Annotated in this window: 18 protein-coding genes and 1 pseudogene; 7 read left to right on the top strand and 12 right to left on the bottom strand. The window is 68.7% G+C overall.

Features of this window, described 5'->3' with window-relative positions:
• The first annotated feature begins 3 nt into the window (after positions 1-3).
• Positions 4-921, top strand: a complete 918-nt coding sequence (locus AC1DJH_RS19655; protein ID WP_435494095.1) for a dihydrodipicolinate synthase family protein — start codon at positions 4-6, stop codon at positions 919-921.
• A gap of 49 nt (positions 922-970) precedes the next feature.
• Here the strand turns inward: AC1DJH_RS19655 and AC1DJH_RS19650 are convergent.
• Positions 971-1,837, bottom strand: a pseudogene (locus AC1DJH_RS19650) (LysR family transcriptional regulator); the annotation flags it as partial.
• 112 nt (positions 1,838-1,949) lie between these two features.
• Between AC1DJH_RS19650 and AC1DJH_RS19645 the strand changes: the two are divergent.
• Entirely contained in the window at positions 1,950-2,726 is a 777-nt protein-coding gene (locus tag AC1DJH_RS19645; RefSeq protein WP_472117428.1) for an SDR family NAD(P)-dependent oxidoreductase, read from the top strand.
• Positions 2,727-2,775: 49 nt separating this feature from the next.
• Here AC1DJH_RS19645 and AC1DJH_RS19640 read toward each other — a convergent pair whose 3' ends face one another.
• From AC1DJH_RS19640 to AC1DJH_RS19620, 5 genes are all read right to left on the bottom strand, one after another.
• Complete coding sequence (locus tag AC1DJH_RS19640) at positions 2,776-3,030, bottom strand: hypothetical protein (protein ID WP_478186844.1); 255 nt, start codon at positions 3,028-3,030, stop codon at positions 2,776-2,778.
• A gap of 135 nt (positions 3,031-3,165) precedes the next feature.
• The gene (locus tag AC1DJH_RS19635; RefSeq protein ID WP_435482686.1) at positions 3,166-3,645 is read right to left on the bottom strand and encodes a hypothetical protein; all 480 of its coding nucleotides are present in this window, start codon (positions 3,643-3,645) and stop codon (positions 3,166-3,168) included.
• Between the two features lie 28 nt (positions 3,646-3,673).
• The gene (locus AC1DJH_RS19630; protein WP_478186843.1) at positions 3,674-4,084 is read right to left on the bottom strand and encodes a hypothetical protein; all 411 of its coding nucleotides are present in this window, start codon (positions 4,082-4,084) and stop codon (positions 3,674-3,676) included.
• A gap of 151 nt (positions 4,085-4,235) precedes the next feature.
• On the bottom strand, positions 4,236-6,803 hold the full coding sequence (gene cphA, locus AC1DJH_RS19625) for a cyanophycin synthetase (RefSeq protein WP_478186842.1): 2,568 nt from the start codon (positions 6,801-6,803) through the stop codon (positions 4,236-4,238).
• Positions 6,804-6,848: 45 nt separating this feature from the next.
• Complete coding sequence (locus AC1DJH_RS19620; protein WP_478186841.1) at positions 6,849-9,086, bottom strand: cyanophycin synthetase; 2,238 nt, start codon at positions 9,084-9,086, stop codon at positions 6,849-6,851.
• A 139-nt stretch (positions 9,087-9,225) separates the two neighbouring features.
• Between AC1DJH_RS19620 and AC1DJH_RS19615 the strand changes: the two genes are divergently transcribed.
• Positions 9,226-11,514: a cyanophycin metabolism-associated ABC transporter gene (locus tag AC1DJH_RS19615; protein WP_478186994.1), complete on the top strand. Its 2,289-nt coding sequence runs from the start codon at positions 9,226-9,228 to the stop codon at positions 11,512-11,514.
• A complete protein-coding gene (locus AC1DJH_RS19610) occupies positions 11,511-11,990 on the top strand; it encodes a cyanophycin metabolism-associated DUF1854 family protein (protein ID WP_478186840.1) in 480 nt (159 codons plus the stop codon). The genes AC1DJH_RS19615 and AC1DJH_RS19610 overlap by 4 nt, the downstream gene beginning before the upstream one ends.
• 4 nt (positions 11,991-11,994) lie before the next feature.
• On the opposite strand, the gene AC1DJH_RS19605 is transcribed toward AC1DJH_RS19610, so the two are convergent.
• From AC1DJH_RS19605 to AC1DJH_RS19590, 4 genes are all read right to left on the bottom strand, one after another.
• The gene (locus AC1DJH_RS19605; RefSeq protein WP_478186839.1) at positions 11,995-12,705 is read right to left on the bottom strand and encodes a hypothetical protein; all 711 of its coding nucleotides are present in this window, start codon (positions 12,703-12,705) and stop codon (positions 11,995-11,997) included.
• Positions 12,702-14,225: an alkaline phosphatase gene (locus AC1DJH_RS19600; protein WP_478186838.1), complete on the bottom strand. Its 1,524-nt coding sequence runs from the start codon at positions 14,223-14,225 to the stop codon at positions 12,702-12,704. Before AC1DJH_RS19600 ends, AC1DJH_RS19605 begins: the two co-directional genes overlap by 4 nt.
• Before the next feature lie 32 nt (positions 14,226-14,257).
• A complete protein-coding gene (locus AC1DJH_RS19595) occupies positions 14,258-15,733 on the bottom strand; it encodes an alkaline phosphatase (RefSeq protein ID WP_478186837.1) in 1,476 nt (491 codons plus the stop codon).
• A 156-nt stretch (positions 15,734-15,889) separates the two neighbouring features.
• A complete protein-coding gene (locus AC1DJH_RS19590; protein WP_472117399.1) occupies positions 15,890-16,300 on the bottom strand; it encodes a DUF2177 family protein in 411 nt (136 codons plus the stop codon).
• 79 nt (positions 16,301-16,379) lie between these two features.
• Here AC1DJH_RS19590 and queC point away from each other — a divergent pair, with 79 nt between their 5' ends.
• Entirely contained in the window at positions 16,380-17,093 is a 714-nt protein-coding gene (gene queC / locus AC1DJH_RS19585; RefSeq protein ID WP_478186836.1) for a 7-cyano-7-deazaguanine synthase QueC, read from the top strand.
• On the opposite strand, the gene AC1DJH_RS19580 is transcribed toward queC, so the two are convergent.
• Together AC1DJH_RS19580 and AC1DJH_RS19575 are read right to left on the bottom strand one after the other, a co-directional pair.
• Positions 17,075-18,862 (bottom strand): ABC transporter ATP-binding protein/permease, encoded by a 1,788-nt coding sequence (locus AC1DJH_RS19580; protein WP_478186835.1) that lies wholly within the window; start codon positions 18,860-18,862, stop codon positions 17,075-17,077. The genes queC and AC1DJH_RS19580 overlap by 19 nt on opposite strands.
• A gap of 109 nt (positions 18,863-18,971) precedes the next feature.
• Complete coding sequence (locus tag AC1DJH_RS19575) at positions 18,972-19,532, bottom strand: phosphonate degradation HD-domain oxygenase (protein ID WP_478186834.1); 561 nt, start codon at positions 19,530-19,532, stop codon at positions 18,972-18,974.
• Positions 19,533-19,802: 270 nt separating this feature from the next.
• Here AC1DJH_RS19575 and AC1DJH_RS19570 point away from each other — a divergent pair, with 270 nt between their 5' ends.
• Positions 19,803-20,837, top strand: a complete 1,035-nt coding sequence (locus AC1DJH_RS19570) for a putative 2-aminoethylphosphonate ABC transporter substrate-binding protein (RefSeq protein ID WP_478186833.1) — start codon at positions 19,803-19,805, stop codon at positions 20,835-20,837.
• Positions 20,838-20,865: 28 nt separating this feature from the next.
• Positions 20,866-21,945: an ABC transporter ATP-binding protein gene (locus tag AC1DJH_RS19565; protein ID WP_472117383.1), complete on the top strand. Its 1,080-nt coding sequence runs from the start codon at positions 20,866-20,868 to the stop codon at positions 21,943-21,945.
• Positions 21,946-21,947 lie beyond the last annotated feature (2 nt).

Raw genomic sequence — 21,947 nt, 5'->3', positions numbered from 1 at the left:
ACCATGACCCCCAGATACCGCGGCATCTTCCCGGTGGTGCCCACCACCTTCACCGAACAGGGCGCGCTCGACCTCGAGAGCCAGAAGCGCTGCGTCGACTTCATGATCGACGCGGGCTCCGACGGCCTCTGCATCCTGGCGAATTTCTCGGAGCAGTTCGTGCTGTCCGACGAAGAGCGCGAGGTGCTCACGCGCACGATCCTCGAGCACGTGAAAGGCCGCGTGCCGGTCATCGTGACCACCACGCACTACAGCACCCAGGTCTGCGCCGAGCGCAGCCGCCGCGCCCAGGACATGGGCGCGGCCATGCTGATGGTGATGCCGCCGTACCACGGCGCCACCTTTCGCGTGCCCGAACCCCAGATCTTCGAGTTCTATGCGCGGCTGTCGGACGCGGTGGGCATCCCCGTCATGATCCAGGACGCACCGGCCAGCGGCACGGTGCTGTCGGCGCCGTTCCTGGCGCGCATGGCCAGGGAGATCGAGCACGTCGCGTATTTCAAGATCGAGACGCCCGGCGCGGCCGCCAAGCTGCGCGAGCTGATCCGCCTGGGCGGCGACGCCATCGAAGGCCCGTGGGACGGCGAGGAAGCCATCACGCTGATGCCCGACCTCGACGCCGGCGCCACCGGCTCCATGACCGGCGGCGGCTACCCGGACGGCATTCGCCCGATCATCGAGGCGCACCGCGCGGGCGACCGCGACAAGGCCTTCGCGCTGTACCAGCAGTGGCTGCCGCTCATCAACTACGAGAACCGCCAGGCGGGCCTGCTGGCCTGCAAGTCGCTCATGAAGGAGGGCGGCGTGATCGCTTGCGAGGCGCCGCGGCATCCGCTGCCGGCGATGCACCCCGAGACGCGCGCCGGCCTGATCGAGACGGCGAAGCGGCTCGACCCGCTGGTGCTGCGCTGGGGGCGCTAGCGGCCTCGCGTTCTTCTGTGAAGTAGGGCGCGAGGATTTCCGTCAGCCAGTCCATCACCGCCAGCACGCGCGGCGCGAGCTGGCGGCGGTTGACGTACACCAGCGACACCGGCATGGGGCGCGCGGTGAACGCCGGCATCAGCTGCACGAGCGAACCTCTCTCGAAGCAAGGCTGCAGGCCCGCGACAGGCGCCTGGATCAGCCCGAGGCCCGCCACCGCCGCGGCGTTGTAGGCGTCCGTGCCGTTCACCGTGACGGTGGCGCGCACAGGCTGCATCCTGTAGCGGCCTGCTGCCGCGTCGAAGTATTCCCAGCCCGCATCGTTCGGCGAGACGGTTTGCGCGAAATGCACGATGCGGTGCTGCGCGAGGTCGGCCAGCGTGTGCGGCGTGCCATGTGCCTGCAGGTAGGCCGGGCTCGCGGCGTTGGCCATGCGCATCACACCGAGCGGCCGTGCGACGAGTTCGGAGTCTCCGAGCACGCCCACGCGCAGCACGCAGTCGAAGCCCTCGTTCACGAGGTCGACCCGGCGGTCGGTGGTGCTGATGCCGATCTCGAGCGCGGGATGCCGCGCGAGGAATTCGGGCAGGCGCGGAATGACGAGGTCGCGCGCCACGGTGGCGGGCAGGTCGATGCGCAGGCGCCCCGTCAGGCCGCCGGTGTTCGAGCGGAACAGGGTGGCCAGTTGTTCGCCTTCCGCGAGGTAGTCCTTGCACCGCGCCAGGAAGCGTTCGCCGTCCTCGGTGAGCCGCACGCTGCGCGTGGTGCGCTGCAGCAGCCGCGTGCCCAGGCGCTCCTCGAGCTGCTGCACGGCCACCGACACGCGCGCCCGGGTCAGGCCGAGCTGGTCGGCGGCGCGGCTGAAGCTCGCGAGTTCGGCGACCCTGGAGAAGATGCGCAATTCGTCGGTGTTCATTGTGGTGGATTGTTATCGAATCGGGCAACAGTGTGCATCGCCTTGCGGGATTTATCTTGCTGCCGGTAATTTTTAAAGTCCATCCATCGATTCATCCACCGAGGACTTTGAAATGACCGCTTCCATCACACCCGTTTCCCGCATTGCCCTTGTCACCGGCGGCAGCCGCGGGCTGGGCCGCAGCACCGCGCTGGCGCTCGCCGCAGACGGCGTCGACGTGATCCTGACCTATGTGTCGAACGAAGCCAGTGCGCAGGCGGTGGTGTCGGAAATCGAAGCGAAGGGGCGCCGCGCCGTCGCCCTTCAGCTCGACGTTGGCGACAGCAGCGCGTTCGCCGCGTTCGCGCAAGCCGTGAAGGCGGCGCTGGCGTCCACCTGGCAACGCGAGCGCTTCGACTTCCTGGTGAACAACGCCGGCGTGGGCCTGCATGCGAGCTTCGAGGAGACGACCGAGGCGCAGTTCGACATGCTGTTCAACATCCATTTCAAGGGCACGTACTTCCTCACGCAGAAGCTGCTGCCGTTGATTGCCGACGGCGGGCGCATCGTCAACCTGTCGTCGGGGCTGACGCGCTTCTCGATGGCGGGCGCCTCCGCTTATGCCGCCATGAAGGGCGGCGTGGAAGTGCTCACGCGCTACCTCGCCAAGGAGCTGGGCGCACGCGGCATCACGGTGAACACGGTGGCGCCGGGCGCGATCGAAACCGACTTCAGCGGCGGCATGGTGCGCGACAACCCGCAGGTGAACGCGATGGTCGCGGGATTCACCGCGCTGGGACGCGCGGGCAGGCCCGACGACATCGGCGGTGCGATCGCGGGCTTGCTGGGGGAGGGGAACCGCTGGGTGAATGCCCAGCGCATCGAGGTCTCGGGCGGGATGATGGTCTGAGCGCGGGGCGCGCCCTGACGGGGACCGGGCACGGCGTGCCCGGGTGAACTCAGCTCTTCTCGAGCTCGGTGACCTGCAGCGACAGGTCGAAAAGCTTCGACTTGCTGGCGTAGTAGCGGTCGAGCCGCCACTCCTTCAGGATGTCCACGGCGAGCTGGAAGCTCTTGTAGTCGAGGTTGTACAGCGTGATCAGTTCGAAGCTGCGTTCGGACTCCAGCGCCAAGACGAGCTGGGCCAGGATCTTGGCCGATTCGTTGGCCGGGTCCGTTTCGATGAATCGGCGAGCGACCTTGATGGCATTCATGGGAAGGGATTCCTCGGTAGGCAGGGACCGAGAACTATAGCTAGCACTCCCGCGCCTTTTGTGACGGTTTTATGACAGCCAAGGTCATCGCCCGCCTTCCGGGCGCAAACCCGGAAGGGAGGAGCCTGCGGGCGTTCAGCGCATCGGCATCGGTGCCGGCATGGGCACCATCACCGGCTCGGGTGCGCGCTCCATCGGCATGGGCCGCGGCATCGGGCGCGCCGGCCGCACGGTGGTGGTGACCGATTCGCGGATCACGCCGCCGCCCATCACGCTGCCCTCGACCGCCGCGCTGGTGTTGCCGCTGCCGCCCAGCACCCGGGCTTCGCAGTCGGCACGGTCGGCCGGTTGCTGCAGGCCGCAACGGGCCAGGGCGTTGGCACGGTAGTCGGGTGCGCCGGTCAGGGCGCCCTGGGCCGCGGCTTGGCGCGCTGCGCCGGCTTCGCGGATGCAGGCGGCACGGTCTTGCTGGTTGTGGCCGCACACGGCCAACTCCTGCTGGTAGGTGCCGCCGTCACCGCGGCGCGGGCCGGCGGCCGAGGCCACGGTGGCGCTGGCCACGCCGCCCAGGGCGAGCAGCGCGAAGATCATCGAACGCGAGGTCTTGCTTTGCATGATGTGTTCCTTGGGAAGTCAAAGGGGTTCAACGCGACGGCACGGGCTGCGCCGGCAGCGGCGTCACGGTTTCGCGGATCACGCCGCCCCCCATCACGCTGCCTTCGGTGGTGGTGCGCGCGCCGCCCTTGATGCGGGCTTCGCAGTCGGCCTGGTCGGCCCCGGGCTGCTCGCTGCAACGGGCCAGCGAATTGACCTGGCCGCGGGCCGGGCTCGGTGTGGTGAGGCCGCTGCGGCCGGCTTCCTGCTTCGCGGCGCCGGCTTCGCGAAGGCATGCCGCGCGGTCTTGCTGCACACCGTCGCACACGGCGCGCTCTTTCTGCATGCGGGCATCGCTGCCCGGCGCCTGTGCGCCGGCGGTCTGCGCGCCGAACACGATGAATCCGCTGGCTGCGAAGAGGGCCGTGGCGGAAAGGATGGAACGAACTGTTGTTGTCATGCGGGCTCCTGGTTGGGGCACGCCCTCCTGGAGGTGCGTGACCGGAGCCACAGTGTGGTGTCGGTGGGGGTGGCGGGTCTGTGGGACAGCCGCACCCTCTGTCCGGGCCGGACGCGCCCCTCTCTGTGGGACGTGTCCGGCAAGCGGGACTTCAGCCAGCCGCGATGCGCTGCGCGAGGTGAGCGAGCGCTTCCTCGACCTGGTCGACGAGGATGAGCGACAGGTCCCCGGGCTGCAGGCGCGCCAGCGCGGTGTCGATGGCGACGAACTCGCCGCGGATCTCGTCGATGTAGCGCGTGCGGGCCGCGCCCTGCAGGCCCTGGCGCAGCAGCGCCATCACCTCGCCGTCGGCGCGGCCGCGCTGGGCCGCGTCCTGGTACAGGATCACGTCGTCGAAGGCTTGGCCGAGGATGGCGGTCTGGTCGCGGATGTCGGAGTCGCGGCGGTCGCCCGCGCCGCTGATGACCACCGAGCGCTTCTTCGCCGGCATCGTGTCCACGGCCGACACCAGCGCGCGCATGGCGTCGGTGTTGTGGCCGTAGTCGGCAATGACGGTGGCGCCGCGGTAGTCCATGACGTTGAAGCGCCCGGGCACGCCGGCCGCGTCGTTCATGAAGCTGGCCAGGCCGCTGCGGATGGTGTCCCAGTCCAGGCCCACGGCCCAGGCCGCGGCCACCGAGGCCATCACGTTGTCGACCTGGAAGCCGATGGTGCCGCCGCGCGTGATCGGCACGTCGCGCAGCGCGATGCGTTCGCGCCACGAGCCTTCGGCGGCGACCAGCGTGTCCTGGTCGACGTACACGGTGCGCTTGCCCTGGGCGCGGTGCGTGGCCATCACCGGGTGCATGCGGTCGGCGGTGAAGAAGATCACGTGGCCCGGGCAGCCCGCGGCCATGGCCGCGACGTTCGGGTCGCCTGCGTTGAGCACCGCGTAGCCGTCGGCGGACACGTTGCGCACGATCACGCGCTTCAGCACCGCGAGGTCTTCCACGGTGGTGATGTAGTTCAGCCCCAGGTGGTCGCCGCTGCCGATGTTGGTGACCACGGCCACCTCGCAGCGGTCGAAGCCCAGGCCCTCGCGCAGCACGCCGCCGCGGGCCACCTCGAACACGGCCGCGTCCACGTCGGGGTGCATCAGCACGTTGCGCGCGCTCTTCGGGCCGCTGCAGTCGCCGCTGTCGGTCTGCCGGCCGTCGACATACACGCCGTCGGTGTTGGTCATGCCGGTGCGCAGGCCGCTGGAGGCGAGCAGGTGGTTGATGAGGCGTGCGGTGGTGGTCTTGCCGTTGGTGCCGGTGACCGCGACCACCGGAATGCGGCCGTCGTCGCCGTGGGCGAACAGGGTGTCCATCACTGCTTCGCCCACCGCGCGGCCGCGGCCGAACGAGGGCGAGATGTGCATGCGCAGGCCGGGCGCGGCGTTGACTTCGACCACGCCGCCGTGCTGCTCCTCGAGCGGGCGCAGCACGTTCTCGCAGACCATGTCGACGCCGCAGATATGCAGGCCGACCATCTGCGCCGCATCGACGGCGCGCGCCGCCACTTCGGGGTGCACGGTGTCGGTCACGTCGGTGGCGGTGCCGCCGGTGGACAGGTTGGCGTTGTTGCGCAGCACCACGCGCTGGCCGCGCGCGGGCACGCTGTCGGGCGTGAGGCCTTGCGATTCGAGCCGGCCGACGGCAATGTCGTCCAGCCGGATCTTGGTGAGCGAGGTGGCATGGCCCTCGCCGCGGCGCGGGTCGAGGTTGACGGTGTCCACCAGCTGGCGCACGGTGAGGACGCCGTCGCCGATCACCTGCGGCGGATCGCGCCGCGCGGCGGCCACCAGTCGGTCGCCAACCACCAGCAGGCGGAAGTCGAAGCCGGGGAGAAACTTCTCGACCATCACCTCGCCGTAGACGGCGGCCGAGTCGTAGGCCGAGAACAGTTCCTCGCGCGTGGTGATGTTCACCGTGACGCCCTTGCCCTGGTTGCCGTCCTGCGGCTTCACCACCACCGGCAGGCCGATCTCGTGGGCGGCGGCCCAGCCGTCTTCGGCGCTGGACACGGGGCGGCCCAGCGGCACCGGCACGCCGGCGGCGTTGAGCAGCTGCTTGGTCAGTTCCTTGTCCTGCGCGATCGATTCGGCCACGCCGCTGGTGCTGTCGATTTCGGCGGCCTGGATGCGGCGCTGCTTGGAACCCCAGCCGAACTGCACCAGGCTGCCGCGCGTCAGGCGGCGGTACGGAATGCCGCGTGCCACGGCCGCATCGACGATGGAGCCGGTGCTCGGGCCCAGGCGCTCCGATTCGTCCAGGTCGCGCAGCTCGGTGATGGCGGCGTCGGCGTCGAAGGGGGTGTCGGCCTGTGCGGCGGCGATCAGTTGCTCGGCCAGTTCGATGGCGCGGCGGCCCACGGCCTCTTCGCTGTACTGGAACACCACCTGGTAGACGCCTTCTTCGAGCGTCTGCGAGGTGTGGCCGAAGTTGACGGCGCAGCCGGCCTGGGCCTGCAGCGCCACGGCGGCGTTTTCCAGCACGTGGGCCAGGGCCAGCGGCTGGCCCAGCACCATGGGATGCAGCTCGCCGATGGTCGGGAAGCGCGCGCGCAGGCGGGCTTCGAAGCCGGCCAGCTTGCCGGTGGCGTTTTCATCGCCTTCGCAGGCCACGACCGCTTCGATGGCGGTGTGGCGGCTCCAGAGATTGGGCCCGCGAAGGGCTCGGATGCGGGTGACTTTCATGGGGCGGCGAGGGCTCGAGGCTTGCGTTTCCGGCGCGCGAACGCGTCAGATGAATTGAGGTTGGAGGGGCTGGGTCTGCGACAGCTGGAGCGAGGCCAGCGCGGCCTGCAGGTCGGCCTCGAAGGCCTCCACGCCGGCGCCGATCAGGTTCAGCGGAATGCCCAGGGCCCAGGCCGCGGCCACGGCGGCCAGCAGGCTTTCGAGGCTCACGCCGGCATGGGTGGCGCGCCACACGGTCAGCCGGCCCAGGCCGGGCAGGAACGATTCGCTGCTGCCGTTGGCCAGCACCACGCGGTCCTGGCGCACCAGCACGGCCTTGCCGCCGGCGGTCTGGTGCGCGGTGAGCGCGGCGGCCTGCGGTTCGGCCGAATACAGGATGACGGCGCCGTCGCACAGCGGCGCCAGGCCGGCCACGCGCGCGTCGGCCGCGTTCAGCACGGCGGTGCCTTCGGACAGCACCACGTCGACCTGCGTGCGCAGCACCTTCACCAGCTGGTCGCTCTCGGTGATGTCGTAGTCGGTGAGGGCTTCGAAGCCGTCGAGGTCGGTGACGATGCCGACTTCGCAGCGGTCGTACGACAGGCCGTCGCGCAGGATGGTCTCGGCGCCGTTCTCGATCACCACGGCCTGCACGGCACGGTTCACCAGCAGGCGGTGGCCGGCGTCCCAGTTGGCGCTGTCGCGTGCGTCGACGCGGCGGCGTTCCAGGAACAGGCCGTCGCGGCAGGCCAGGCCGGTGTGGCGCCCGCCCAGGTTGACGAGCCAGGCGACCAGGCGTGCCAGCACCGCGGTGTTGCGCGAGCCGGCCACGCCGATCACGGGAATGCGCCCGGGCGCGTCGTTGGGGAACAGGTGGTCGCAGATGGCGCGGCCCACCGGGCGCGGCGAACCGACGGCCGGCTTCAGGTGCATCAGGAGGCCGGGGCCGGCGTTGACTTCGACGATGGCGCCGCGCTGCGGGCCCAGCGGCTTGGAAATGTCCTGCGCCACCAGGTCGATGCCGGCGATGTCGAGGCCCACCACGCGCGCGGCCAGCACGGCGGCATGCGCGACTTCGGGGTGGACCTGGTCGGTGCAGTCGTTGGCCATGTTGCCGTTGCGCTGGATGGTCACCACGCGGCCGGCGGCCGGCACGGCGTTGCCGTCCAGCTCCTGGCGCTTGAGCTCCAGCTGCAGCTTGGCGTCGGTGTCCAGCACGATCACGTCGAGCGGAAACTCTTCCTCGGCGCCGCGGCGCGGGTCGCTGTTGAGCTGCTTGTCGATCAGCTCGCGCACGCTGGCCTGGCCGTCGCCGGTCACGGTGATGATCTCGCCGCGCGCGGCCGCCACCACTTCGCCGCCCACCACCAGCAGGCGGTGTTCGTGGCCGCGGATGAAGCGCTCGACCATCACGTCGCTGCCTTCGGGCTCGGCCACCGCGAAGGCGGCCATGACTTCTTCGCGCGTCGTCAGTTCCAGCGAGACGCCGCGGCCGTGGTTGGCGTCCGACGGCTTCACGACCACCGGCAGGCCGATGTCTTCGGCGGCTTCCCAGGCTTCCTCGGCGCTGTTGACGACCTGGCCTTCGGGCACCGGCACGCCGCAGCTCGCCAGCAGGGACTTGGTCAGCTCCTTGTCGCTGGCGATCGATTCGCCGATGGCGCTGGTGTAGTCGGTCTCGGCGGTCCAGATGCGCTGCTGGTTGGCGCCGTAGCCCAGCTGCACCAGGTTGCCGCTGTTCAGGCGCATGTGCGGAATGCCCCGGTCGGTGGCGGCGGACACGATGGCCGCCGTGCTCGGGCCGAGGTAGCAGTCTTCGACCTTGGCCTTGACCGCGTCGACCGCCTTCTGCACGTCGGCGGCGCTGAACGGGTCGTTGTTGATGGCGGCCATCAGCAGGCGGTGGCCCTGGGCCAGCGCCACGCGGGCGACCTGCTCGTCACGCGCCCGGAACACCATGCGGTAGACGCCGTGCTCCGAGGTGCTGCGGGTTTGCCCGAAGCCCGTGGGCATGCCGGCCAGGTTCAGCAGCTCGATGACGACGTGCTCCAGCACGTGGCCCGACCAGGTGCCCTCGGTCAGGCGCTGGATGAAGCCGCCGCGCTCGCCGACGCCGCAGTGGTGCTCGATGAGCGCCGGCAGCAGCCCGGTCAGGCGGTCGGTGAAGCCGTCGATCTTGTTGGAGGGGAAGTCCTCGAGCGAGCCCAGATCGAGCCAGACTTCGAGCACCGGACGGTAAGTCCAGAGATTGGGACCGCGCAAATAGTTGATGCGCAGCAATTGGATGTCGTCGAAACGGGTCATGCAAACGTTCGATGTGCTTTGGCCGAGCACCGCGGCGCCTTCAAGCGCGCCCATGGTGATCGGTCAGAATCGGCGCCCGACCAAGGGCGCCATGAAGCGGTCCATGCGGCCCGCGACGGGCAAGAGTCAAAGAAACACAATGCAACATCACGATCCAGTCGGCACCCGGGAGGGCGAAACAGAGGCGGCTTCAGCGGCGCTGAAAAACCGTCTCGCAGTCGCGGAAAACGTTCTGGTAACACTGACGGTTGACCTCGACGACCAACTTCGCTTCGCCAGCGGCCTAGTCGCCCTCACTGACCGGAGGCTGATTGCATGCGAACCGGGTGGCGAATGGCGTGAGTGGTCGCTAACTGAATCGGCGCTCGAAATGCGTCTTTCAGACCATTCCGGCGTCGGAACCCTTGATTTGACGGGGCCCGCGGGCCGTCTGGGCCGCTGGCGCTACACGCTGGGCAGCCAGGCCGCGGCGCTGCGGCTGCTCAAGTTGTTCGGACAGCGAACTCAGGGTGCCGCCAAGGAAATGCCTCGGGCCGTCGACCCGGCCGACGGCGACGACGCCGCGATCGACACCGAAATCCAGGCCCCGCCCTCGACCTGGGTGCTGCTGCGCCTGGGCCGTTTTGCCGGGCCGTACCGCAAGCAGCTGATCCTGGGGTTCGTTCTGACCCTCATTTCCACCGCCGCCACGCTGGTCCCGCCGTACCTGACCATTCCGCTGATGGACGACATCCTGATTCCGTTCCAGAACGGGCAGAAGATCGACACCATGCGCGTGGGCCTGTACCTGGGCGGCCTGCTGATCGCGGCGCTGGTCGGCTGGGGGCTGGGCTGGGCGCGCACCTACCTGCTGGCGCTGGTGTCCGAGCGCATCGGCGCCGACCTGCGCACCACCACCTACGAGCACCTGCTGACCCTGCCGCTGGACTACTTCGGCGGCAAGCGCACCGGCGACCTGATGTCGCGCATCGGCTCGGAAACCGACCGCATCAACGTCTTCCTGTCGCTGCACGCGCTCGATTTCGCCAATGACGTGCTGATGATCGTGATGACCGCGATCATCCTGTTCTCCATCAACCCGCTGCTGGCCGTGGTCACGCTGGTGCCGCTGCCCTTCATCGCCTGGATGATCCACGTGGTGCGCGACCGCCTGCGCACCGGCTTCGAGAAGATCGACCGCGTCTGGTCGGAGGTGACCAACGTGCTGGCCGACACCATTCCGGGCATTCGCGTGGTCAAGGCCTTTGCGCAGGAGCGCCGTGAAGCCGAGCGCTTCCGCGTGGCCAACGTCTACAACCTGCAGGTGAACGACAAGCTCAACCGCACCTGGTCGCTGTTCACGCCGACCGTGTCGCTGCTGACCGAAATCGGCCTGCTGGTGGTGTGGGCCTTCGGCATCTGGCAGGTGGCGCGCGGCAGCATCACGGTGGGTGTGCTCACCGCGTTCATCGCCTACATCGGGCGTTTCTACACGCGGCTCGACTCCATGAGCCGCATCGTCTCGGTCACGCAGAAGGCGGCCGCGGGCGCCAAGCGCATCTTCGACATCCTCGACCATGTGAGCAACGTGCCCGAGCCTGCAAATCCGGTGAAGGTCGAGCGCGTGCAGGGCCGCATCGAGATGAGCGGGCTGGGCTTTCGCTACGGCTCGCGCGCCGTCATCCACGACCTCGACCTGGTGATCGAGCCCGGCGAAATGATCGGCTTGGTGGGCCACAGCGGCTCGGGCAAGAGCACGCTGGTCAACCTCATTTGCCGCTTCTACGACGTGACCGACGGCGCCATCAAGGTCGACGGCACCGACATCCGCCGCTTCGCCGTGGCCGACTACCGGCGCCACGTGGGGCTGGTGCTGCAGGAGCCGTTCCTGTTCTTCGGCACCATCGCGCAGAACATCGCCTACGGCAAGCCCGACGCCACGCGCGAAGAGGTGGTGGCCGCGGCCCGCGCGGCCCATGCACACGACTTCATCCTGCGGCTGCCGCACGGCTACGACTCGCTGGTGGGCGAGCGCGGGCAGGGCCTGTCGGGCGGCGAGCGCCAGCGCATCAGCATTGCGCGCGCGCTCCTGATCGACCCGCGCATCCTGATCCTCGACGAAGCCACCTCGGCGGTGGACACCGAGACCGAGAAGGAAATCCAGAAGGCGCTGGACAACCTCGTGCAGGGCCGCACCACCATCGCCATTGCGCACCGCCTCTCGACGCTGCGCAAGGCCGACCGCCTCGTGGTCATGGACCGCGGCGAGGTGGTCGAGGTCGGGCCGCATGACGAGCTGATGGCCAAGCAGGGCGCCTACTGGCGCCTGTACCAGGCGCAGCTGCGCCAGGGCGACGACGATGCGAGCGAAGGCGCGGTCGACGAGCGCGCGGGCGCGCAGGCATCGTTGGCCGTGACGCATGCAGCCCATCCGGCGGGGAACGCATGAATACAGACACCCAACCCTCTTTCGAACTCGAGCGCGACGCCTTCGGCCGCCTCGTGCTGACCGACGCCCAGGGCGAGCGGCATGTGGGCATCACGCCGGTGCGCGCCTTTCCGCTGAGCGCGCCCGGCCACGGCGTGTCGCTGGTCGGCGGCGAGGGGCGCGAGCTGGCCTGGATCGACGACGTCGCGCAGTTGCCGGCCAACGCCAGGGCACTGCTGCAAGAAGAACTCGCCGTGCGCGACTTCGCGCCCACGCTGCTGCGGCTGCACCGCGTGTCCAGCTTCGGCGTGCCCAGCACCTGGACCGTGAGCACCGACCGCGGCGACACCGCCTTCGTGCTCAAGGCCGAGGAAGACATTCGCCGGCTCGAAGGCGGCGCGCTGCTCATCGCCAGCGCGCACGGCGTGCAGTTCAGGATTCCCGACGTGAAGGAACTGGACCGCGCGTCGCGCAAGCTGCTCGAGCGCTTCCTCTAGAGCTTCAGTCCAGCAGGTCCGAGTACTCGCCGCGCTCGTAGACCTCGGCGGTCTGCCAGGGCAGTGTCTTCGGTGCCGCGATGGCCGCGGCGGTCATGGTGTTGACCGCGGTGCCGTTGGCGTTGCGCTGCTCGATCCTGCGGGCGTAGCGGCCCGCCACGTCCCAGTCGATGCGCAGCGTGCTTTCGCCCTGCGGCAACTCGTAGCGCTGCACGCCCTTGCCGCCGGCGCCCAGCGCCTTCATGCGCGGCAGGCTCGCCGGGTCGACCAGCCAGTAGGCGTTGGCCCACGAGCCGCCGTAGCCCACGTTGCCGTAGTTGGCCTGGTCGACCTCGATCACCTTGCGCTGCTCGCGCAGCACCATGCCCACCTGCACCTTGCCGGCCGCATCGCGGCGCAGCCACAGCGGCGCTGCCGTGGTGTCGACGTGCGAGTGGCCGATGTGCACCTTGCCTTCGCGCGCCTCGTGGTCGTGGTCGGCGCGCAGCACCGGCGGCAGTTCGCGCTCGATCCACACCGTGCCGGCGCGGCGGAACATCAGGTCGGCGTAGCGGCTCTCGCGCTGCACGCCGTCCTTGCCGATCGACATCACGTGGTGGCTGATGCGCAGGTTCTGGGCGGGCGCCGCGGCGTCGCCCGCCGCGCCCGCCGCCGTCGAAAAGGCCGCGAAGGCCGTGGCGCCCAGCAGCGCCTTGAGGGTCGGGGCGGCGTTCACAGGCCGGCCGCTTCCTTCACCTTGTTGAACACCTTGATGTTCTCCATGGTGCCCTTGAAGATCTTCGAGCCCGCGCCGCCGGCGAACAGCATCACGTCGCCCCCGCCGTGCGTTTCCGCGCCGGGCGAGCCGAGGTTGATGCCGACTTCCTGCAGGAAGTTGTCGTCCGTGGTGTCCATCACGCTCTGGTCGTCGCGGCTCGCCGCGCGTGCCGGGGCGATCCACTTCTTGCCGCCGTCTTCCGCGTTGACGTCGCTGCCTGCGGTCGCGCTGGGCCGGCCGCCGTTGCCGAACACCAGCGTGGTGTACGGCTTGCCGTCCGCCGCCTTCGAGGGCTTGCCGTCGGCGTAGCCGTTGACCAGGCCCAGGATCGGGTTGCCGATCTTCGGATACCCGTTGAAGGCGATCGCGTGGTCGTGGTCGGCCGTGACCACCACCAGCGTGTTCTTCAGGCCCGGGTCTTTCTTGTTCATGTAGTCCAGCGCCGTCTGGATGGCCGCGTCGAAGGCCAGCGTGTCTTCCAGCGCGCGCTTGGCGTTGGTGCCGTGCAGCGCATGGTCGATGCGCCCGCCCTCCACCATCAGGAAGAAGCCCTTGTCGTTCCTGCTCAACACGCCGAGCGCCTTCTCGGTCATGTCAGACAGGCTGGGCTGGTCGAGGTTCTGCTTCACGCGGTCCAGCTCGTAGGCCATCTCGCTCGGCGAGAACAGGCCCAGCAGCTTGCCCGTGGCGGCCGCATCGACGGCCTTGAGCCTGGTGCCGTTGTCCACGTAGGTGTAGCCCTTGGCGGTCATCGCGGCCACCAGGTCGACGCCGTCGGTGCGCTTGGTGCCCGCCGTCGTCAGGTAGTTGCGCTGGCCGCCGCCCAGCAGCACGTCGATGCCGTCGAGCAGCTTGGGGTTGTAGTTGGCATGGCCCGGCACGCTCTGCTCGGCAATGGTGTTGTAGCCGTTGCGGTTGCAGATGTGCGCGTAGGTGGTGGCCGGCGTGGCGTGGCCCACGCGCGTGGTCGACACCGCGCCCACCGCGCGGCCCTTGGCCTTGGCGAGCTCCAGCAGCGTGTCGGCGGCCTTGCCGTTGGTCGGCGGGCAGGTGGTGTTCTCGCCATTGATGTACTGCTTGCCGGTGCTGTCGACGGCGACGGTGTCGCTCGACATCGAGATCACCTCGTTGCGCATCTTCACGCCGGTCATGTAGGCCGCCATGGAAGGCGCGCTGTCGGTGGTCTGGCCGTCCAGCGAGAAGGTCTTCACGCGCGCCGCGTAGGGCAGCGACTGCATCACGAGGTTGGCGCGCTCCGGGCTCACCAGCGAGCCGGGCCTGGCGGCCAGCTGCTTCTCCCCCTTGTAGATGCGCGCTGCGGTGACGGTGACGGGGCCCATGCCGTCTCCGAGGAAGAAGATGACGTTCCTGGCTTCGCCGGCGGCGTGCGCGTTGCCGGCCAGCATGCCTGCGGCGCCGCAAAGCAGGGCGGCGGCCAGGCGGGTGGTGCGAATGGTGCGGTTCATGGTCTTGGGCATGTGGGTGTTCGTCCGTGGGTGCTCGCGGCCCCTCACAGGCCGACCGCCTTCTTGATCAGCCCGAACACGTCGGTGTTGGTGATGACCCCCGAGAAGTTGTCCGCGCCCAGGCCCTGCGCGCCCAGGAACACGTCGGCACCGCCGTGGGTCTCGGAGTCGCTCGCGCCGTCCATCGGCACCACGGCTTCCTGCCTGTAGTCCTTGCTTTCCAGCGCGGTGGCGTCGATGGCGCCGCGCGTGGCCAGGCGCACCGGGCCGTTGCCGAAGCCGATGATGGTGTACGGGTTGCCGTCGACGTCCTTGCTGGTCTTGCTGGTGTCGACGTAGTCCTTCACCAGGCCGAGCACGCCCGGCTTGCCGGCTTCGGTCTTGCCGGTGCGCGCGGCGTAGCCGTTGAGCTGCAGCGTATGGTCGTGGTCGGCCGTGACCACCACCAGCGTGTTCTTCAGGCCCGGGTCGATGGCCTGCATCCTGTCGAGCGCGAGCTTGATCGCGTCGTCGAAGGCGCCGGTGTCCTGCAGCGCGCGGCGTGCGTTGGTGGCGTGCAGCGCATGGTCGATGCGCCCGCCTTCCACCATCAGGAAGAAGCCCTTCTTGCGCGCGGCCAGCGCGTCGATGGCCTTGCCGGTCATCTCGGCCAGGCTCGGCTCCTTGGCGGCGTCGCGGTCCAGGTCGTAGGCCATGTGGCTCTTGGTGAACAGGCCGGCGATTTTGGTGCTGCCGTCGACGGGCAGCTTGTCGAAGTCGCTCTTGCTGGCGGCGTAGCTGTACTTCGCGGCCTTCAGCTCGGCGATCAGGTCGCGCTTGTCGTTGCGCTTGCCGCCGGCTTCCTTGCTGGTGAAGTAGTCGGTGCCGCCGCCGAAGAACACGTCCACGCCGTCGCCCAGCTTGCCGTTGTAGCCCGCGCCGCCCGGCACCAGCGCCGCGGCGATGGTGTTCTCGGCGTCGCGGTGGCACACATGCGAGTAGGTGGCGGCGGGCGTGGCATGCGTGATGCGCGTGGTGGTCACCACGCCGGTGGCATAGCCCCTGGCCTTGCTCTGTTCCAGCAGCGTTTCCACGGCCTGGCCGTTGCCCGAGGGGCAGGTGCTGTCGAAGTTGACGTGGTAGGCCTTGCCCGCCGCGTCGGTGGCCTTGGTGTCCGCGCTCATGGAGATGACTTCGTTGTTCATCTTCACGCCGGTCATGTAGGCCGACATCGAGGGCGCGCTGTCGGTCACCTGGGCGTCGTTCGAATAGGTGTGGACGAAGGCGGTCTCGGGCAGCGTGTCCATCGTGAGGTCGCCGTCTTCGCCGACCTTGTAGATGCGCGCCGCGGTCATGGTGGTGATGCCCATGCCGTCGCCCAGGAAGAACAGCACGTTCCTCTGCGCCTGCGCCGCCACGGGCGGCGTGGCCGGGGGCGGAGTGAGCGGCAGCACGTGGCTGGTGTTGTTGCTGCCGCCGCAGGCGGACAGCAGCAAGGAAACGCCCAGCAGCAGCGCTGGGGCATGGAAGCGTCGAGTCATGCAACTCCCTCGGATGGTGTTCGAGCGGCGCGCCTGCTGCGCACCGTTTCTGGAGCTGCAATCTAAAGACCTCGGATGACCCGGGAGTGACGGGTCACCTGCGCTGAAAAAGTCAGCGCGTTTTCTCTGGTGAGCGTGAGGTCGAGCGAGAGCCGGTCAACGCGTCGCGTACCACCTCAGCGCGGCCGCGCCCGCCGCGGCCGCCACACCGCTCACCAGCGTGCCCCACGCGATGTCGATGAAAGACAGCGCCAGCGGCCAGTTGCGAATGACGGCCAGGTTGGTCAGGTCGTAGGTGGCGTAGCAGAACAGGCCGAACAGGCCGCCAAGCACCGCCGCCCGGGTCACGCTCTGCGCCTCGGCGCCCGGCAGGATCGCGAAGATCAGCAAGCCGATGGGATAGATCAGGTAGAACGCCGCCGCGAAGGCCAGCCGCGGGTTCGGCGACATCAGGTCGCCCATGGCCTCCTGGTACATGCTCTTGGCGACGACGCCGAGCCAGATCATGTCGATGACCAGCAGCACCACGAAGGTGACCGCCCATGCAACCAGGTGTTTAGTGTTCATTCGCGGGATCGTATCCGTGCGCGCGACCTGGCCTGCGAAAATTGCGGCTTTGGACTACGACGGCCCGCCGTCGACGGATATGCCCCTGCACACCACCGCCCTCGTCCTGTTCTCCGGCGGCCAGGACTCCACCACCTGCCTGGCCGATGCGCTTTCCAGGTACCAGCGCGTCGAAACCCTTGGCTTCGACTACGGGCAGCGCCACCGCGTCGAGCTCGACGTGCGCGGCACCATCCTCGCGCAGGTGCGCGAGCGCTTTCCCGACTGGGCGCCCCGCCTGGGCGAAGACCATGTGCTCACGCTCGCCGCGCTGGCGCAGCTGGGCGGCTCGTCCCTCACCGAGGAAGTGGCGTTCGCCATGCAGGCCGACGGCCTGCCCAACACCTTCGTGCCCGGGCGCAACCTGCTGTTCCTCACGCTGGCCGGCGCGCTGGCCTACCGGCGCGGGCTGCAGGTGATCGTCACCGGCGTCTGCGAAACCGACTTCTCGGGCTACCCCGACTGCCGGGACGACACCATGAAGGCGATGCAGCTCGCGCTGTCGCTCGGGCTGGAGCGCCGCCTGGTCATCGAGACGCCGCTCATGTGGATCGACAAGGCCGAGACGTGGGCCATGGCCCACCGCCTGGGCGGCGAGCCGCTGGTGGACCTCATCGTCGAAGAAACCCACACCTGCTACCTCGGCGACCGCGAACACCGCCAGGCCTGGGGCTACGGCTGCGGGGAGTGCCCCGCCTGCGACCTGCGCAAGAAGGGCTGGGAGCGATATTCCGGTCAGGCCGCTGCGGGCTGAACAGCTGCCGTGTTCAGCCGGTAGCGCGCGCCCGTCGATCCTTCGGCCTGCGGCTCCAGCGTCCATCGCTGGTTGTGAAAGTCGCCTACCGCCGCACGGTGCGCGATCGACACCATGGCGCCCCCGGCGGCCTGCACGGTGTCCGAGAGCCGCTTGTAGAGCACGCCCTCGGCGTGCGCGTCCAGCGCGCTGGTGATCTCGTCGGCGAACAGCCATGCCGGCTTCTTCAGCAGCACGCGCGCGATGGCCAGGCGCTGCTGCTCGCCGCCCGAGAGCTTCTGGCTCCAGGCGTCGCTGTCGTCCAGGCGGGCGGCCAGGTCGGGCAGCAGGGCGTCGGTCAGCGCCTGGCGCAACTGGTCGTCGCTGAAGTCCGCGGCCGGGTTGGGGTAGGTCAGCGCGTCGCGCAGCTTGCCGTCGGGCACGTAGGGGCGCTGCGGCATGAAGACGGCGTCGTCCGGCACCTGCATGTGGCCCTTGGAGAACGGCCAGATGCCGGCGAACGAGCGGAACAGCGTCGACTTGCCGCTGCCGGACGGGCCCTGCAGCAACACGCTGTCCCCGGGCTTGACCGACAGCGCGGCGCCGGCGAGCAGCGGCGCGCCGTCGGGCAGCGCGACCGCAAGGTCGTCGGTGCGCAGCACGGCCGCGGGGGTGCGCTGCACGCCGTCGTCGCGCTCGGCGTGGGCGCGCATGCCGTCGTCGAAACTGGTCAGGCGGTCGGTGGTGGCGCGCCACACGGCCACGCTGTCGTAGTTGTCGACGAACCAGCTCAGCGACTCCTGCACCTTGCCGAAGGCCGAGCCGATCTGCATCAGGTGGCCGAGCTGGAAGGCCCCGCCGAAGTACTGCTGCCCCGCCACCAGGAACGGAAAGATCACTGCCGCCTGCCCGAAGAACGAGGTGAAGGTGACCAGGTTCTTCTGCTGCTTGATCAACTGCAGGTAGTTGCGCAGCACGTCGCCGAAGCGCAGGTCGAGCTGGCCGCGCTCGACCGTCTCGCCCTTGTCCAGCGCGATGGCTTCGCTGTACTCGCGCACACGCACCAGGTGGTGCCGGAAGTCGGCTTCGTAGCGCTGTTGCCTGAAGTTCAGCCCGATCAGCGGGCGTCCGATGAAGTGCGTGATGACGGTGCCGATGATGGAATAACCCAGCGCCACCCAGACCATCGCGCCTACCACCTGGTAGGTGGTGCCGCTGAACGTGAACGAAAAATTACCCGACAGCCCCCAGAGCAGGCCGATGAAGCTCATGAGCGTGACCACGGCGTTCAGCAGGCCCATCGACAGCGTCATCGTGGAACTGGTGAAGATCTGCATGTCTTCCTGGATGCGCTGGTCGGGGTTGTCCGGCGTCTGGCCGTTTTTGCCGGCGTAGCGCGCCAGCTCCAGGTGATAGAAGGTGCGGTCGGCCATCCAGCGCGACAGGTAGCTGCGCGTCATCCAGGAGCGCCAGCGCAGTTGCAGCAGCTGAGTCACGTAGAACTTGAGCACCTGCACCGCGATGTTGGCGAAGGCGATCCAGCCGAACACGCCCACCTCGTGCCAGAAGACCACCGCGTTCTTGTTCTGCAGCGCGTCGTAGAAGCGCCCGTACCACTCGTTGCCCAGCACGGCCACGTACACATAGAACAGGTTGAGCGCGACGATGGTCAGCAGCATGGCGCGGGCGCGCCACTTTTCCTCCGACTTGAAATATGGCGCCGACAGCGCGAAGACGCGCCTCAGGACCTGGGCGAACGTGGCGGCACGCGCCGTGACGGAGAGAGACATGCAGGTTTCCTCGCAGGCGCTCGCGCGCCGTTCATCGTGAGGAAACCATAGTAGACAAATGTTTCTTAAACCGGCCTGAAATGCGGCCCAGGCACCAAAAAGACTTCGATCAGCGCCGCATCACCCTGGCCGCGGTCGCCAGGAAGTGCCCCAGCGACGGCGTTTGCAGCCCTTGCACCTTCGCCTCTTCGTCCCACAGCCGCAGCCGCACGGCGTCGCCGGCCCCTTCGAGCGCGGCAAAGCGCTGCGCCGCCTCGCCGTCCATCACGCCGCCTTGCAACGCCAGGCTGCGCACCGAGTCGGGCGAGAGCTTCGAGAAGTAGCCGGCCCGCGTGGCGCACAGGTAGCGCTTGGCATCCACGTGCAGCCGGATCGGCTCGCGCACCTCGGCGTCGAAGGCGCCGCGCAGCAGGGGCAGGGCGATGTACTGGTGCCGGTCGTCGATGCCCAGTTCGGTGGGCGAGCGCGACAGCGTCTGGTGCTCGGCGATCAGCAAGTGGCCCAGGTCGTGCAGCAGCGCGGCCGTCACCAGCGCGTCGCTCGCGCCGGCCTGCTCGGCCAGCCAGGCGCATTGCAGCGCGTGCTCCAGCTGCGACACCGGTTCACCCGCGTAGGCAACCCCGCCGCGTTCGGCGAACAGGCGGGCGATCTCGGCGAGGTCGAGGGTCATGAAAATGAACGGAGCGGGCGAAGCGAAAACACGGGCAATGGAACCCGGACTTTGCCGCCAGGCAGTGACACGCGGATGACGGTGCCGCCGACCGCGGGCGCTTTTTTGGGCATTTGGGTTTTTTTGGGGCATCTGACAAATCCCTGTCACATGCCGCTGCCAGCATCGCCCGCATTCGCCGCACCGGACGACTTTCGTACTTTCGCCTGCCTGTCCGTGTGCCCCGCACCGCGTCCTCTCTTCTCTCCACTTTCTCCCAAGGATCCCCCCATGCTGCATCGTCAACTCCGCTGGTCCGTCGTGCCGGCCGCCCTGCTTTCGATGGCCTTCGCCGCATCCGCCCAGGGCCGCACCGAGCTGCTGGTCTACACCGCGCTCGAAGCCGACCAGGTGCAGGCCTACAAGGCCGCCTTCGAAAAGGAGAACCCGGCCATCGAGCTGAAGTTCGTGCGCGACTCCACCGGCATCGTCACCGCCAAGCTGCTGGCCGAAAAGGCCAACCCGCAGGCCGACGTGGTGTGGGGCCTGGCCGCCACCTCGCTGATGCTGCTCGACAAGGAAGGCATGCTCCAGCCCTACGCGCCCAAGGGCCTGGACGCCATCAAGCCCACCATGCGTGACCCGGCCAACCCGCCCAAGTGGGTCGGCATGGACGTGTGGTCGTCGGCCATCTGCTTCAACACCGCCGAAGCCACCAAGAAGAACCTGCCCAAGCCCACCAGCTGGGCCGACCTGACCAACCCGGTCTACAAGGGCCAGATCACCATGCCCAACCCGGCCGCCTCGGGCACGGGCTACCTCATGGTGTCGGGCTGGATCCAGATGATGGGCGAGGACAAGGCGTGGAAGTACATGGACGCGCTGCACCAGAACATCGGCATCTACAGCCAGTCGGGCAGCAAGCCCTGCCGCCAGGCCGGCGCGGGCGAGTTCGCGCTCGGGATGTCGTTCGAATACCGCGCCAACAAGACCAAGCGCGACGGCGCGCCCATCGACATCGTGCTGCCCAAGGAAGGCCTGGGCTGGGACATGGAAGCCACCGGCATCATCAAGACCAGCAAGAAGCAGGACGCCGCCAAGGCGCTGGCCGACTGGGCCGTGACGAAGCAGGCCAACGAGCTGTACGCGAAGAACTTCGCCGTGCTCGCGCTGCCGGGCATCCAGGAAAAGCTGGAGTTCGTGCCGGGCGACGTGGAGAAGCTGCTCGCCAAGAACGACTTCACCTGGGCCGCCGCCAACCGCGACCGCATCCTGACGGAGTGGTCCAAGCGCTACGAGTCGAAGTCCGAGAAGAAGCCGCTCTGATCCTCTCGAAACGAAGCGGTACCTGGTCATGACGAGCAGCAGCTTTCTCTCCCTTCGCGGCATCGGCAAGTCCTTTGGCGCCACACGCGTGCTCGACGGCATCGACCTGGACATCGAGCCTGGCGAGTTCGTGTGCCTGCTCGGTCCCTCGGGCTGCGGCAAGACCACGCTGCTGCGCATCGTGTGCGGCATCGAGCGCGCCGACAGCGGCCAGATATTGCTGGGCGGCCAGGACATCGCGGGCCTGCCCCCGGCGGCGCGCGGCTTTGGCGTGGTGTTCCAGTCGTACGCGCTGTTTCCCAACCTCACGGCCGCGCAGAACATCGCCTACGGCCTGCATCCCACGGGCGCACTGGCCCGCGAGATGGCCAAGCGTTCGCGCGAGATGCTCGACCTGGTCGGCCTCACCGCGCATGCCGACAAGTACCCCGTGCAGCTCTCGGGCGGCCAGCAGCAGCGTGTCGCCCTGGCGCGTGCATTGGCCCCCAACCCGCGCCTGCTGCTGCTCGACGAGCCGCTCTCCGCGCTCGACGCGCAGGTGCGCGCCAGCCTGCGCAGCGAAATCCGCGCGCTGCAAAAGCGCCTGGGCATCGTCACCATCATGGTCACGCACGACCAGGAAGAAGCGCTGTCGATGGCCGACCGCGTGGTGCTGATGCACAACGGCCGCATCGAGCAGGCGGGCACCCCCGACGAGTTGTACCGCCAGCCGCGCACCCGTTTCGCGGCCGGCTTCGTCGGCCGCATGAACATGCTGCCCGCCACCGTGCTGGCCGACGGCAAGGTGCGGGTGCGCGACAGCGAGCTGTTCTGCGCGCCGGGCAACTTGAGCGTCGGCTCGCAGGCCACCGTGGGCATTCGCCCCGAACACGTGGTGGTGAAGCGCTTCGGCACCGAACTCGGCGCCAACAGCTTCGCGGCGCGTCTGCTCGACACCGAGTTCTTCGGCAACCGCACCTCGGCCCGTCTGGCGTGCGAGCCGCTGGGCATAGAGATAGAAGCCGAGCTGCCCGCCGATGCGCGCGGTGGCGGCGGTGAGCCTCTGGTGCCCAGCAGCATGGTGCATATCCAGTTGCCGTTGAACGCGCTGTCGGTGCTGGCGCATTGAGC

It is taken from the genome of Variovorax sp. 10N412, assembly GCF_056394985.1.
Note: the sequence above shows the minus strand (reverse complement) of the source record. Positions and strands in the feature narration are given on the sequence as shown.